The organism is Sphingobium sp. CECT 9361, from assembly GCF_918741285.1.
Lineage (GTDB): Bacteria > Pseudomonadota > Alphaproteobacteria > Sphingomonadales > Sphingomonadaceae > Sphingobium.
Map to the genome: position 1 here is coordinate 485,025 of NZ_CAKKNC010000001.1, position 12,387 is coordinate 497,411.

At 62.5% G+C, this 12,387-nt stretch carries 12 protein-coding genes; 2 read left to right on the forward strand and 10 right to left on the reverse strand.

Going from position 1 to position 12,387, the window contains the following annotated elements; all coding sequences use genetic code 11:
- Positions 1-25: 25 nt before the first annotated feature.
- The 8 genes from ribH to LQ220_RS02220 form a co-directional block, all read right to left on the reverse strand.
- On the reverse strand, positions 26-445 hold the full coding sequence (gene ribH, locus LQ220_RS02185) for a 6,7-dimethyl-8-ribityllumazine synthase (protein ID WP_230186635.1): 420 nt from the start codon (positions 443-445) through the stop codon (positions 26-28).
- An 11-nt stretch (positions 446-456) separates the two neighbouring features.
- Positions 457-1,740 carry a 3,4-dihydroxy-2-butanone-4-phosphate synthase gene (ribB, locus tag LQ220_RS02190; protein WP_230186636.1) on the reverse strand — a complete coding sequence of 428 codons (1,284 nt, stop codon included), beginning with the start codon at positions 1,738-1,740 and terminating at the stop codon, positions 457-459.
- A gap of 78 nt (positions 1,741-1,818) precedes the next feature.
- Positions 1,819-2,427 carry a riboflavin synthase gene (locus LQ220_RS02195; protein WP_230186637.1) on the reverse strand — a complete coding sequence of 203 codons (609 nt, stop codon included), beginning with the start codon at positions 2,425-2,427 and terminating at the stop codon, positions 1,819-1,821.
- Positions 2,428-2,436: 9 nt separating this feature from the next.
- The gene (gene ribD, locus LQ220_RS02200; RefSeq protein WP_290369004.1) at positions 2,437-3,420 is read right to left on the reverse strand and encodes a bifunctional diaminohydroxyphosphoribosylaminopyrimidine deaminase/5-amino-6-(5-phosphoribosylamino)uracil reductase RibD; all 984 of its coding nucleotides are present in this window, start codon (positions 3,418-3,420) and stop codon (positions 2,437-2,439) included.
- An 11-nt stretch (positions 3,421-3,431) separates the two neighbouring features.
- Entirely contained in the window at positions 3,432-4,001 is a 570-nt protein-coding gene (locus tag LQ220_RS02205) for a hypothetical protein (RefSeq protein WP_230186638.1), read from the reverse strand.
- 148 nt (positions 4,002-4,149) lie between these two features.
- Positions 4,150-4,818 (reverse strand): energy transducer TonB, encoded by a 669-nt coding sequence (locus LQ220_RS02210; protein ID WP_230186639.1) that lies wholly within the window; start codon positions 4,816-4,818, stop codon positions 4,150-4,152.
- Between the two features lie 195 nt (positions 4,819-5,013).
- Positions 5,014-6,348 (reverse strand): glutamate--tRNA ligase, encoded by a 1,335-nt coding sequence (gene gltX / locus LQ220_RS02215; RefSeq protein ID WP_230186640.1) that lies wholly within the window; start codon positions 6,346-6,348, stop codon positions 5,014-5,016.
- Entirely contained in the window at positions 6,345-8,000 is a 1,656-nt protein-coding gene (locus tag LQ220_RS02220) for an NAD+ synthase (protein WP_230186641.1), read from the reverse strand. The genes gltX and LQ220_RS02220 overlap by 4 nt, the downstream gene beginning before the upstream one ends.
- A 118-nt stretch (positions 8,001-8,118) precedes the next feature.
- Between LQ220_RS02220 and LQ220_RS02225 the strand changes: the two genes are divergently transcribed.
- On the forward strand, positions 8,119-9,054 hold the full coding sequence (locus LQ220_RS02225; protein ID WP_230186642.1) for a ribose-phosphate pyrophosphokinase: 936 nt from the start codon (positions 8,119-8,121) through the stop codon (positions 9,052-9,054).
- A gap of 22 nt (positions 9,055-9,076) precedes the next feature.
- Here the strand turns inward: LQ220_RS02225 and LQ220_RS02230 are convergent, their stop codons facing one another.
- Complete coding sequence (locus LQ220_RS02230) at positions 9,077-9,310, reverse strand: hypothetical protein (RefSeq protein WP_230186643.1); 234 nt, start codon at positions 9,308-9,310, stop codon at positions 9,077-9,079.
- Between the two features lie 102 nt (positions 9,311-9,412).
- Between LQ220_RS02230 and hisN the strand changes: the two genes are divergently transcribed.
- Complete coding sequence (gene hisN / locus LQ220_RS02235; RefSeq protein ID WP_230186644.1) at positions 9,413-10,198, forward strand: histidinol-phosphatase; 786 nt, start codon at positions 9,413-9,415, stop codon at positions 10,196-10,198.
- 3 nt (positions 10,199-10,201) lie between these two features.
- Here the strand turns inward: hisN and LQ220_RS02240 are convergent, their stop codons facing one another.
- Positions 10,202-12,325, reverse strand: coding sequence for an AsmA family protein (locus tag LQ220_RS02240; RefSeq protein ID WP_230187235.1), 2,124 nt, complete (start codon positions 12,323-12,325; stop codon positions 10,202-10,204).
- Between the last annotated feature and the right edge of the window lie 62 nt (positions 12,326-12,387).

Consider the following 12,387-nt stretch of genomic DNA (forward strand, 5'->3'; position numbering starts at 1 on the left):
CTCGCGGCGTCCCGATCCTTTTTCTTCAGGCGAAGCGCTCGCGGATGGCGAGCATGGCCATCGCTGCCTTGGCCGCTTCGCCGCCCTTGTCCTTCTCGGTCATGCGCGCACGCGCGAGAGCCTGCGCTTCGTTCTCGACCGTGATGATGCCGTTGCCGATGGCGATCCCGTCCATCGACAAGGCCATCAGGCCGCGCGCGCTTTCGTTCGATACGACTTCGAAGTGGTATGTTTCGCCGCGAATGACGACGCCGATGGCAATGAAACCGTCATAGCGTCCGCTTTCCGCCGCCATGCCAATCGCGCCGGGAATTTCCAGCGCGCCGGGAACGGTCAGCACTTCATGCTTGTGTCCCGCTTCCTTCAGGGCGGCGACGGCCCCTTCGATCAGCATGTCGTTCAGATGGTCGTAGAAGCGGGCTTCCACGATAAGAAACTTGGCCATGTCGCTATTCCTTAATCGATGGGACGTTCGCCGACGACGGCCAGGTCATAACCGTCAAGAGCGATAAGGCTGTGGCGGCTGTTGGTCAGCAGGATCATGTCGTGCACCCCCAACTCCGCCAGGATCTGCGCGCCTACGCCATAATCGCGCAGTTCGTCCATGTCGGCCGATGTCGCCTGATTGGCCGCTTTCATCTGGAACATGCGCGTAAATGCATCGGGCGCATTGCGATTGAGAACGACGACGATCCCTGACCCGGCGTCACCAATTATCTTCATGGACCGGGCGAGCAAGCCGCTACGCGGGCTGTTCTCGCCAAAGGCATCCACAAATGGCGATAGCTGGTGCATGCGCACCAATGTCGGCTGGTCGGGATCGACCCTGCCTTTCTGAAGCACGACCTGTTCGGTTTCGGTCGCCTTGTTAAAGAAGGTCATCGCCTTCCATTCGCCGCCCCACTGACTGGTAAAATTCACTTCAGTTAGCTTTTCGACCAGGTGATCGTTGCGGCGGCGATAGGCGATCAGGTCACGAATGGTGCCGATCTTCAACCGATGCTTCTGCGCAAAGGGGATGAGATCGTCGAGACGGGCCATGGTGCCATCGTCCTTCATGATCTCACAGATCACGCCCGAGGGGTTAAGCCCGGCAAGACGCGACACGTCCACCGCCGCTTCGGTATGGCCGGTGCGGACGAGCACGCCGCCGGGACGCGCCACCAGCGGGAAGACATGGCCGGGGGTCACGATGTCTGCCGAGGTTTTGCCCGCGTCGATGGCCACCGCGATGGTGCGCGCGCGGTCGGCGGCGCTGATCCCGGTGGTCACGCCTTCGCGCGCTTCGATCGAGACGGTAAACGCCGTTTCATGCCGCGTGCCGTTGTGGCGGCTCATCAGGTCGAGGCCCAGTTGATCGACGCGCGTCTTGGTGAGCGCGAGGCAGATCAGGCCGCGACCGTGGGTTGCCATGAAATTGATTGCGTCGGGCGTCGCCATCTGTGCGGGGATGACCAGATCGCCTTCATTCTCCCGGTCTTCATCGTCGACCAGAATGAACATGCGGCCGTTGCGCGCTTCGTTGATGATTTCTTCGGGGGTGGCCAGCGCAGTGCCGCCTTCGCGCTGCAACAGATAGGCTTCCAGCTTGCCCAGCGTGTCGGCGGTCGGGTTCCAGTCGCTTTCACCCAAACGGCGCAGGCTGTTCGCGTGCAGGCCAGCGGCACGGGCAAGACCGGAGCGCGATACGCCGCCGTCGGACACAAGATGACGAAGCGTATCGACCAAATTCGTATTCATGAACAGACCCTTTGCTGGCGCGACCAGAGCGCTCAGGTCAGGTAATCACATTATAATGTGATTGCAAGCCCCCCATCATCACATTGCGCGAACGGCCAGCATCCGGTCGAGATAGCGCGCAAGCACATCGATCTCCAGATTGAAGCTACGACCGTCGGGCAGGTCGTTCAACGTGGTCTGCTGCGCCGTGTGCGGAATGATGTTCAGGCCGAAATGCACGCTGCCGTCCGGCTGATCCTCTATCGTGTTGACGGTCAGGGAAATGCCATCGACCGTGATCGACCCTTTCGCTGCCAGACTGGCCGCCAGCGCCGCCGGTGCGGCAATGGTCAACCGTGTGGAATCGCCTTCGCGAAGCGCCGATACCAGCGTGCCGATGCCATCGACATGCCCGGTCACGATATGACCGCCCAGTTCATCGCCAACCTTCAGCGCCCGCTCAAGGTTGAGGCGTTGCCCCTCGACCCATTGTCCCGGTGCGGTGCGCGAGAGGGTTTCCGCAGATACATCGACTGCGAACCAGTCCGCGCCTTTCTCGACAACCGTCAGGCACACGCCCGAACAGGCAATCGACGCGCCGATGGCCACGCCTTCCATCTCATAGCCGCAGCCGATGGTGAGGTGCATGTCGCCACGATTCTCGATGGAACGGATGTGGCCGATGTCGGTGATGATGCCGGTAAACATGGCTTTCCCCTAAGCGTTGCGGAGGCGCGCGTAAACCTCCAGCCGATCCGGCCCCAGCATCCGGCTGTCGGTCAGGCGCCAGCGGCCATGCGCCGCGTCCAGCCGCTCCAGCCCGATGTCGCCAATTGCCGCGCGGCCTTCGCCGATCAGGATTGGCGCACGATAGAGCAGGAGGCGATCGACCAGATCCGCACGTAGAAATGCCGCCGCCGTTGCCGCTCCCCCTTCGACCATCAGATGATCGACATTGGGCAGGTCGGCGATATCCTGCGGATCGCGAATCGCGGTCCACCCGTCGGGCGGTGCGCCGCTGCCCAGCATGATCGGGCGGGGGGAGCGCGCTTCAAGACCGGGCAGGCGCACGTCCAGCCTGGGCGTGTCGGCACGAACCGTGCCAGCGCCGACCAATATGGCGTCATGGCGTGCGCGTTCCATATGGGTATGCGCGCGGGCAGCGGGTCCGGTGATCCAGCGGCTGCTGCCGTCGGGCAAGGCAATGCGCCCATCCAGCGACAGCGCCAGTTTGAGGGTGACATGCGGGCGCGCCGTCGTCTGGCGCAGGAAAAATCCCGCCATGGCATCACGCGCTTCGGTCGCCATCACGCCGGTTTCGACGGTTATATCGCGCGCCTGCAACAGGGCGATGCTTTGCCCGTCGGTGCGGGGATCGGGGTCGCGCGCCGCCACCACTACGCGCGCCACGCCGGATCGGATCAACAGGTCAACGCAACGCGGGCCGCGCGGCGACAGGTGGAAACAGGGTTCCAGCGTGACATAGGCGGTCGCGCCGTGCGCCCGGTCGGATGCTTGCTGCAAGGCCTGCGCTTCGGCATGGGGACGCCCGCCGGACTGTGTCCAGCCGCGCCCGACGGCATGCCCATGGCGCACGATCAGGCAGCCGACATTGGGGTTGGGGGTGGACAGGCCTCGGCCACGCAGCGACAGGGCAATCGCGGCCGCCATGAACCGGCGATCTTCGGCAGGGGTGGGCATATGCAACGGGCTTATGGCTGGCCCGATTTCTGTACGCCTGATTTCCCGGCGTCCGATTTTTGCGCGACGGTTTTGGGTGCCATTGTAGCTTCCAGCGCCTTGGCCTTGGCGAGTCGGGCATCGAGCAGCGCGTTGATCTCTTTCAGCGCCTTGTCCCGCTTTACGGCGTTGCGTGCCGCTTCCTCGCGCCATTCGATGCCGGTCATGTCGGCCAGCGCCTGCATTTCCTTCTGCTTTTTCGCCAGCATCAGTTCGCCCTTCGCCAGATCGGCCTTCTGCTTGGCGATAATCACGGCGTCGGACCGGTTCGCGTCCCAGCTCTGCACATAAGTGATCTTGTACCGTTTGGGCCCGGTATTGGTCTTCGCATCCAGCACGAACGCCCACATGATGACCCATGTCACTGCAGCGGCCACCCCCAGCAGCGGCCATTTATGCGCGCGCGGTTGCGCGAAATACGACCAGAAGTCGCCCAGTGCGCTCTTGGGGGAAACAGGTTTGGGAAAGATCGACATGCTGTTCAATATAAGGGATCGCCGGGCCGGATGCAAAGCGCAGGTGTCGATGCGGTCTGCTGACATAAAAATCGTCCGATCTGTGACCCGCGTCACGGTAATGCGGCGCAACCTGCGTAGAAGGGCCTTGCGACCCGAGAGGCGCCTTCTAGGCGCGTCTTACCTGACCCGGCGGCTGTCAAAAGCCGCCGGGTCTTTTTATGGGAGCCGCCTTTCAGCTTAGCTGGAAATGCACCGTCATCACCTTTTCCGAAGCGACCGAAACGCCATCGCGAGTCGCGGCGCGGAACCGCCATTTGCGCATCGCCTGAGCGCGGGTGGCTTCCCAGAAGGCATCGGTGGTGGCGAAGATTTTCTCGATATCGGTCACCCGGCCATCGGCGCCGATAGTGACGCGCACGGTGACTTTCCCTTCCTCCTGCGCGCGCTGCATGGCGGGGGGATAGTCCGGCTGAAAATCGCGCATGTACCGCGGATCGGGGGAAACGGCGGTGAGCACCGGATTGCGCGGCGAGTCGATAATGCCGGGATCGAACGGTTTGATGTCGACGGAGTCGAACTTGATTGGCGTGCCGGGATTGTCGATCGCGGGTTTGAAATCGAATGTCGGGTCGGGAACGAACGGGCGGTTATCCGCTTGCGCCGGCTGGGGCTTGGTGGCTGCCTTTTGCTCCACCACGACTTCGGGCGGGTCCTGAGGCAAAGGGATATTCTTGATGAAAATAGGCGTTGGCAGAATTGTTTTGATCATCTGCGCAGGGATCAGGAAATATCCACCGACCAATATCGCATGAACGGCAATCGTACCGGCAATGCCGACCCGCGAAGGGGCGGAACCGGTGTAACCTTGCGCGGCATAGGCGCTTTTACGGGAAAGCAGCATCCTCTCATCCTCCATCCTGTGGATTATCGATCCGACCGCTTTCGGCCTGAACCGCAATGCAATGTTACAACATGTCATTTAAGCGGCAAGCGGTTTTATTTTGGCGGTGAGATGCGTGCCGATAGGAGGCTGTACGTACAGATTTGCGCGTACAGAACTAATTTTACGTGTCGACTTATTGGCTCTAGTATCGGCTCAAACGGCCTGACGCAGCCGTTCGATGGCTTGCGCACGGCCGATCAGCGGCAGCAAAGCGCCCATGTCCGGCCCATGATCCTGCCCCGTCAGTGCCCGTCGAAGCGGCAGGAACAACGCCTTACCCTTGCGACCGGTGCTGCTTTTGAGGGCATTGGTCAGCCCGCGCCACAGCGCATCGTCATCGGGCAGTCCCGCCAGGCTGTCTGCCGCTTCCGCCAGAAACGCCCGGTCATCTGCCTCTGCCGCTGGCGGCGCGAACGGCCCCGTCACGACCGCCCACCAATCGGCAGCTTGCGACAGCGTTTCCAGATTGGGACGAATCGCCAGCCATCCCGCTTCGGTCATACCCGTGGGCAGACGCGCCGCGACATCGGCAAAATCCAGCAGATGCAGCACCTTCTGGTTCAGCGTCGCCAGTTCGCCTTCGTCGAAGCGCGCCGGTGCACGCCCGAAACGCGCAAAATCGAATGTCGCGATCAGCGGCGCGGGATCGGCCACTGGCTCAACCGGATCGCTCGTGCCAAGGCGCGCCAGCAGGGCGACCAGCGTAACCGGCTCGATCCCCGACTCGCGAAACGCCGATACGCCCAGCGATCCCAACCGCTTGGACAGCTTGCCCTCTGCGCCCGTCAGCAACGCTTCATGCGCAAATGCGGGCGGCGTCGCGCCCAGTGCCGAAAACATCTGAAGCTGCGTCGCGGTGTTCGACACATGGTCCTCGCCGCGCACGACATGGGTGATGCCCATGTCGATATCGTCGATCACCGAGGGCAACATATACAGCCACGACCCGTCTGCCCGCCGGATCACCGGGTCCGACAGCAGCCTGGGATCGAAATGCTGGTCGCCGCGAATAAGGTCGGTCCACGCAATCGGTACGTCATGATCCAGCTTGAACCGCCAGTGCGGGCGGCGGCCTTCCGCTTCCAGCGCGGCAATCTGCTCCGGCGTCAGCGCCAGCGCGGTGCGCTCATAGACGGGCGGCAAGCCGCGCCCCAGCAGCACCTTGCGCCGCAGGTCGAGTTCCTCGGACGTTTCGTAGCAGGGATAGACCCGGCCCGATGCGCGTAACTCTGCGAGCCGCGTTTCGTACAACGCAAACCTGTCCGACTGGCGCTCCACGGCATCGGGGTGCAGCCCGAGCCACGCCAGATCGGCATGGATCGACTCGACATATTCCGCCCGTGAGCGTTCCGCATCGGTATCGTCGAGGCGCAGCAGGAAGCGCCCGCCATTCTTCCGCGCCCACATCCAGTTGTGCAGCGCCGCGCGGATATTGCCGACATGGAGGTGGCCGGTGGGCGACGGCGCGAAACGGGTGGTGATGGTCATAATGTTCGGAACGCATTCGTAATGGGATAGCGCCGGTCGCGCCCGAAATTGCGGGTGCCCAGCTTCACGCCGGGGGGTGCCTGACGCCTTTTATATTCCGCGACATAGAGCAGCCGTTCGATCCGCGCGACCGTATCCCGCTCGAAACCGCGCGCCGTCAGTTGATCGACGGACAATTCCTCCTCGACCAGTCCGTGCAGGATCGGGTCGAGCACTTCATAAGGCGGCAGGCTGTCGTCATCGCGCTGATTGTCGCGCAGCTCGGCGGTTGGCGGCTTGGTAATCACTCGCTCCGGCATGACGGGGCCGGAGGGGCCAAGGCCCAGCGACGGCACAGCGTCGTTCCGCCAGCGCGAAAGATCGAATACCGTCGTCTTGTAGGCGTCCTTCAACACCGAATAACCACCGGCCATATCGCCATAGATGGTTGCATAGCCGACCGACATCTCGCTCTTGTTGCCGGTCGTCAGCAGCATGGGGCCGAATTTGTTGCTGATCCCCATCAGCGTGACGCCGCGAATGCGCGACTGGATGTTCTCCTCCGCCAGATCGCGGTCGCGTCCTTCGAACACGCCCGCCAGCATCGTGTCGAACGCGGCGACCGCCGGCTCGATGGGTATCGAATCGAGCCGCACACCTAGCAACCGCGCGCATTCGGCGGCATCGTCCAGACTGTCCTGACTGGTGAAGCGCGACGGCATCATCACGCACCACACCCGGTCTGCGCCCAGTGCATCGACAGCGACCGCCGCCGACAGTGCGCTGTCGATCCCGCCCGACAGGCCCAGCACGACGCCGGGAAAGCGGTTGCGGTTCACATAATCGCGCAGGCCCAGCACCATCGCGTTATACGTGTCCTCAGGATGCGGATCGAGCGCATGGATATCCCCCGGCGCGCAATGCCATGTGCCATCGCGCTTTTCCCAATGGGTGATCAGCAACGCTTCTTCCCAATCGGGCATCTGGTGCAGCGTCGTCAGGTCCGCGCCCATGACGAAGGAGGCTCCGTCGAACACCAGTTCGTCCTGCCCGCCGACGCGATTGAGATAGGCTATGGGTAATCCGGTTTCCTGCACCCGCGCCGCGCACACCTGATGCAGGCGGCGGTCGTCCTTGCCGATTTCATAGGGGCTGCCATTGGGGGTAATCAGAATTTCCGCGCCCTGCGCCTTCAGATGCGCGGTCACGAACGGGAACCACACATCTTCGCAGATCGGCAGGCCCAGCTTTACGCCGCGAAACTCGACAGGCTCGGGCAGGGGGCCGGGGGCGAACAGGCGCTTCTCGTCGAACGTGCCGTAATTGGGCAGCTCGCGCTTTTGCCGAATGGCGGTGATCTCGCCGCCATCCAGCATCGCGACGACATTGAACAATACGCCATGCGCTGCCACCACTGTGCCGACCAGCATTGCAGGCCCGCCATCCGCCGTCGCCTTGGCCAACCGCTGCAACTCGATCCCCGCGCGCTCCACCAGCGCAGGCTTCAGCACCAGATCTTCGGGCGGATAGCCGATCAGTTGCAGTTCAGGATACACGATAAGGTCCGCACCCTTCGCGCGGTCGCGCCATTCCAGCATGGCGTCGGCATTGGCGACGAGGTCGCCGACGGACTGGGTAAGCTGGGCGAGGGCAATCGTAAGCGTGTTCGTCATGGCGCGCCCGTAGAGCATTTTGGCGTAACGCGCAAAAGCGCCTTTCCTACCGGACCCCTCCTCGCTAAAGGGGCGCCGAGCAAGCGCGTCACAGAAACGTCACGGGGTTCCTACGGCCATGAAATTGATGACGGGTAATTCCAATCTGCCTTTGGCGCGCGCCATTGCAGACTATGTTGAAATCCCGCTGACCAACGCAAGCGTCCGTCGCTTTGCCGATGAAGAAGTTTTCGTGGAAATCCATGAGAATGTTCGCGGCGAAGACGTGTTCGTGATTCAGTCGACCAGCTATCCGGCGAACGACAATCTGATGGAGCTGCTGATCTGCATCGACGCGCTGAAACGCGCATCGGCCAAGCGAATCACAGCGGTCCTTCCCTATTTCGGATATGCCCGCCAGGACCGCAAACCCGGTCCGCGCACGCCGATCTCGGCCAAGCTGGTTGCGAACCTCATCACCGTGGCAGGCGCCAATCGCGTCCTCTCGGTCGACTTGCACGCAGGCCAGATTCAGGGCTTTTTCGATATTCCGACGGACAATCTGTTCGGCGCGCCGGTCATGTCGGCCGATATTCAGGCGCGGTTCGGCGACCGCAACATCATGGTCGTGTCCCCGGACGTGGGCGGCGTGGTCCGCGCACGTGCGCTGGCCAAGCGATTGGACAACGCACCCCTCGCCATCGTCGACAAGCGCCGTGAGCGTGCAGGCGAATCCGAAGTGATGAACATCATCGGCGATGTGAAGGGCCGCTTCTGCGTCCTCGTCGACGACATCGTCGATTCGGGCGGCACGCTCTGCAACGCTGCTGCGGCGCTGCTCGAAGCAGGGGCGGAAGACGTGGTGGCTTATGTTACCCACGGCGTGTTGTCCGGCGGCGCCGTTGCCCGCGTCAATGCGTCGAGCCTCAAGGAACTGGTGATTACCGATTCGATCATGGGCACCGAAGGCGTCCAGACATCGGGCCGCATCCGCCAGTTGCCGATTGCGCCGCTCTTGGGCGAAGCGATCAAGCGTATCGCGGACGAAAGCTCCGTTTCCAGCCTGTTCGACTAAGCGTCAGCCGTCAGTCGCTTGTTTACGGTCTGAGCAGGACCAGCGGCAGCGCCAGAACCATCGCAAGGCAGGCCATGATGCGCGGCTTGGCCGTAATGCCGAAAGGCGCATCGGCCCAGAAGGCGGGGCAAGTCAGAAACGCTGCGAACAGCAAGCCATTCGCGATTTCATAAGCATGACTAAAGGGCATGTCCTGCCGCAAGGCCAACCCGCCCAGCAGCGCCGCTGCACTGATGATCCATCCGATGAGTGCCATATGCCCGTCCCTTCCAACGCGTAAGAACGGTATGGCGCGTCACAAGCTTAGGGATCGCGCAACTGTCTTGCTATCCTTGGCCCGGCGCGCGAAGGAGCAGGGATGACCACACGCGACGATCTTACCCTCGCTCACCGTCTGGCCGATGCGGCTGGCGAAGCGATCCGGCCCTTTTTCCGGGCGCGCTACGACACGGAGTTCAAGGCGGACAAGTCGCCCGTTACGGAGGCCGACCGCGCCGCCGAAGCCGCGATCCGGTCGATCCTGGAAAAAGAGCGCCCGAACGATGGCATCATCGGTGAGGAATATGGCGCAACGCGCGAAAATGCCGAGCGCATCTGGATTCTCGATCCCATCGACGGGACGAAGAGCTTCATCGCCGGGCGCCCGATCTTCGGAACGCTGATCGCACTGACGCAAGCGGGATGGCCCACCATCGGCATCATCGACCAGCCCATCGCCAAGGAACGCTGGGCGGGCATGATCGGTCAGCCGACGACCTTCAACGGGAAGCCCGTGACCACACGGACCTGCCGCAGTCTGGACGAAGCGATCCTTGCGACAACGGGTCCGCAATATTTCTCCGGCTGCACAGGGGAGCATTTCGCCGTGCTGGCGGGGCAATGTCGGGACACCGTGTGGGGCGGCGACTGCTATAACTACGGACTGGTCGCCTCCGGCCATGTCGATATCGTCGTTGAGGCCGGGTTAAAGCTGCATGACATTGCCGCGCTTGTTCCGGTGGTCGAGGGCGCTGGCGGGCGCATGTGCGACTGGGCAGGCGAGCCCATCGATTCGGATGGCGACGGACGTGTCATCGCAGTCGGCGATGCGGCACGAGTGGACGATGTGCTGGAAGCGCTGGCGCACGGACACGCCGACCACTGACGCTCAGAAGATACCTAGAAACTTCTTCTTCTGATCCTTGCGCTCGCCGCGATTCGACGTGCCGTCTTCCGATTTGGCCGTGGTGCCACGCCCCACATCATCGCGCTGTTCGCCCTTGGTCGTGCGCTGCGACAGGGCATTGGCACCAGCAAGGACCGGGCCACAAGCGGTGCTTTTGGCGTCTCCCACATCGACAAATGCCAGCAGCCCGGCGACGGGCGTGCCGATCAGGCTAAGCCCCAATCCTACACCTGCGCGGCTCAGCAATTCGGGACTGATCGCGGCGTAGGACGGCTTGGCGAAATAGCCGCCAATGCCCACAGGCGACTGGCCCGCAAACAGGCTGAATTTCTTGCTGTCCGCGCGGAAGGCGAGATCGATATTCTCGTTCCGGAAACTGAAACCGCCGCGCCCGGTCATCACATTCTTGCGCGTGTCGATCAGTATGGGATCGGCTGCGGCAACGCCTTTCCTGACGGTAAAAGCGATCAGCCCGCAATTGATCTGCACGGGTTCCTTCAGCTTATCCTCGAACATCTTCTGCGCGAACGTGCCGATATCGAGTTCCGACAATTGGATGTTGCGCGCCCACATCGCACCGGCGGGCAGAATGACTGCGATGCGTCCATCGGCATTGGCCAGCGACTCGTGCACCGAATCGCCTGCGCCGGTCAGCAGCAAGCGGCCTTTGATCGTGCCGGTGGTCCCCGATTCCTCCACGCCCCAGCCGCCCAGCAGTTTCCCCATAGGCGTCGGCGACAGGCGAATATCGTAAGTCGTCTTAACCGGCGTACCGCGCGCATTGATGGTGATGTCGGACGACACGAAGCCGCCCGCCATATCGAAGTTCAGCGGGGATAGCGCCAGCAAGCTCTTGTCGAGCTTGACCGTCAGGTCGATGTTCCGCAGCGGCAAATTGTCGCCCCGGACCCTGCGGATCTTATACACCACGTCAGCGTCGAACGCGCGGATGGATTCGATCTTCAGCGACGCATCGGGCAGGAGACGCGGCCGACCCGCCACGGTTTCGACCATCCCGTCGGCGCCCTTCGCCTCCAGCTTTGCCGGATCGTAGCCCATGAACGGGGCCACATCGATCATGTGGAGAACGTCAGTCGCTATATTGGCCTTTATATATAGTCGTCCTTTGGGCAGCGAGACCGTCATCCGCCCTGCCAGATCGCTATCGCCAAAGCGTCCCTTGATTCGCGTGAAGCGCCATTCCTCGCCTGCCTTGGTAAGGTCGGACGTAAAGCGGAAGCGCCGCGTATCGGGCAGCGTGGCGCCCAGAAATTCGAACAGGATCGCAGCATTGGGTCCGGTGGTCAGTAACTTGAGATCGGACCCCTCCAGCTCGGTCAGCCCCGGCAAAGTGCCGACGACGTTCAGCCTGGTGTCGCCTGCCGCCGCATCGATCACCAATTGATTGCGCCCGCCGACCACGGTTTCATTGGGGGACAGCATCCCGCCGCGCATGGTGAAAGGCTTACCGCGCATCGTGCCGTCGCCAGTAAAGCGCACGTCCTGCGCAAAGCGCGTGTCGCGCGCCTGCACCGTATCGAAGGCCAGATCGGCGGAAAAGAACATCTGCGGATCGCGATAGCGCAACGCCGTCCCTGCGATCATAGCCCGCTCGATGACCGGCAGTTCCAGGGGCTTACCCGGCTTGTCAGGATCGCCCATCGTCCATGTGTTGGTCTTGTGCGCGCGGTCCCATTCGAAATCCGCGTCACCCTTTTGCAGAAGGAGCGACACGACCCGGCGCTTGTCCCCGAAGATCAGGCTGAGTGGCTGTATCCGCGCGTCGATCCGGTCGGCGCGGAACAGATGCGGCTTGCTCGCCCAGGCCGGATTGGAAATGCTGAAATCGTCGGCCAGAAACTTGATGCGAATCGGCGCGAAATAAAGCTGGAAATCGCCCCCGACCTTTACGTCCCGCTGCAGCGAGGAGGACAGGATGCTCTGGAACGGGCTTTTCAGGAACCGCCCCTTGGTGATGAACAGAATGAGCCAGACCGCGAACAGCGCGAACACGATCCACAGGACGATCCGCGCCGCCAGAGGCAGCCGCCGCCAGCGTTCCCGCGTGGCACGGGCGTGGTAACCCATATTGCGGCTTCCCGTCATGGGCTGGGCAGGGGGTGCGGAATCGGGCATGGCGGTCATAACGCATAGGCAAGGGATTCGGT

Excerpts from the sequence above, each read along its gene's own strand:
- LQ220_RS02225 (WP_230186642.1), top strand. The coding sequence starts at position 8,119 with ATGAAATTGATGACGGGTAATTCCAATCTGCCTTTGGCGCGCGCCATT.
- gltX (WP_230186640.1), bottom strand. The coding sequence starts at position 6,348 with ATGACCATCACCACCCGTTTCGCGCCGTCGCCCACCGGCCACCTCCAT.
- LQ220_RS02240 (WP_230187235.1), bottom strand. The coding sequence starts at position 12,325 with ATGACGGGAAGCCGCAATATGGGTTACCACGCCCGTGCCACGCGGGAA.
- ribB (WP_230186636.1), bottom strand. The coding sequence starts at position 1,740 with ATGAATACGAATTTGGTCGATACGCTTCGTCATCTTGTGTCCGACGGC.
- LQ220_RS02230 (WP_230186643.1), bottom strand. The coding sequence starts at position 9,310 with ATGGCACTCATCGGATGGATCATCAGTGCAGCGGCGCTGCTGGGCGGG.
- LQ220_RS02205 (WP_230186638.1), bottom strand. The coding sequence starts at position 4,001 with ATGTCAGCAGACCGCATCGACACCTGCGCTTTGCATCCGGCCCGGCGA.
- hisN (WP_230186644.1), top strand. The coding sequence starts at position 9,413 with ATGACCACACGCGACGATCTTACCCTCGCTCACCGTCTGGCCGATGCG.
- ribH (WP_230186635.1), bottom strand. The coding sequence starts at position 445 with ATGGCCAAGTTTCTTATCGTGGAAGCCCGCTTCTACGACCATCTGAAC.
- LQ220_RS02220 (WP_230186641.1), bottom strand. The coding sequence starts at position 8,000 with ATGACGAACACGCTTACGATTGCCCTCGCCCAGCTTACCCAGTCCGTC.
- LQ220_RS02210 (WP_230186639.1), bottom strand. The coding sequence starts at position 4,818 with ATGCTGCTTTCCCGTAAAAGCGCCTATGCCGCGCAAGGTTACACCGGT.
- ribD (WP_290369004.1), bottom strand. The coding sequence starts at position 3,420 with ATGCCCACCCCTGCCGAAGATCGCCGGTTCATGGCGGCCGCGATTGCC.
- LQ220_RS02195 (WP_230186637.1), bottom strand. The coding sequence starts at position 2,427 with ATGTTTACCGGCATCATCACCGACATCGGCCACATCCGTTCCATCGAG.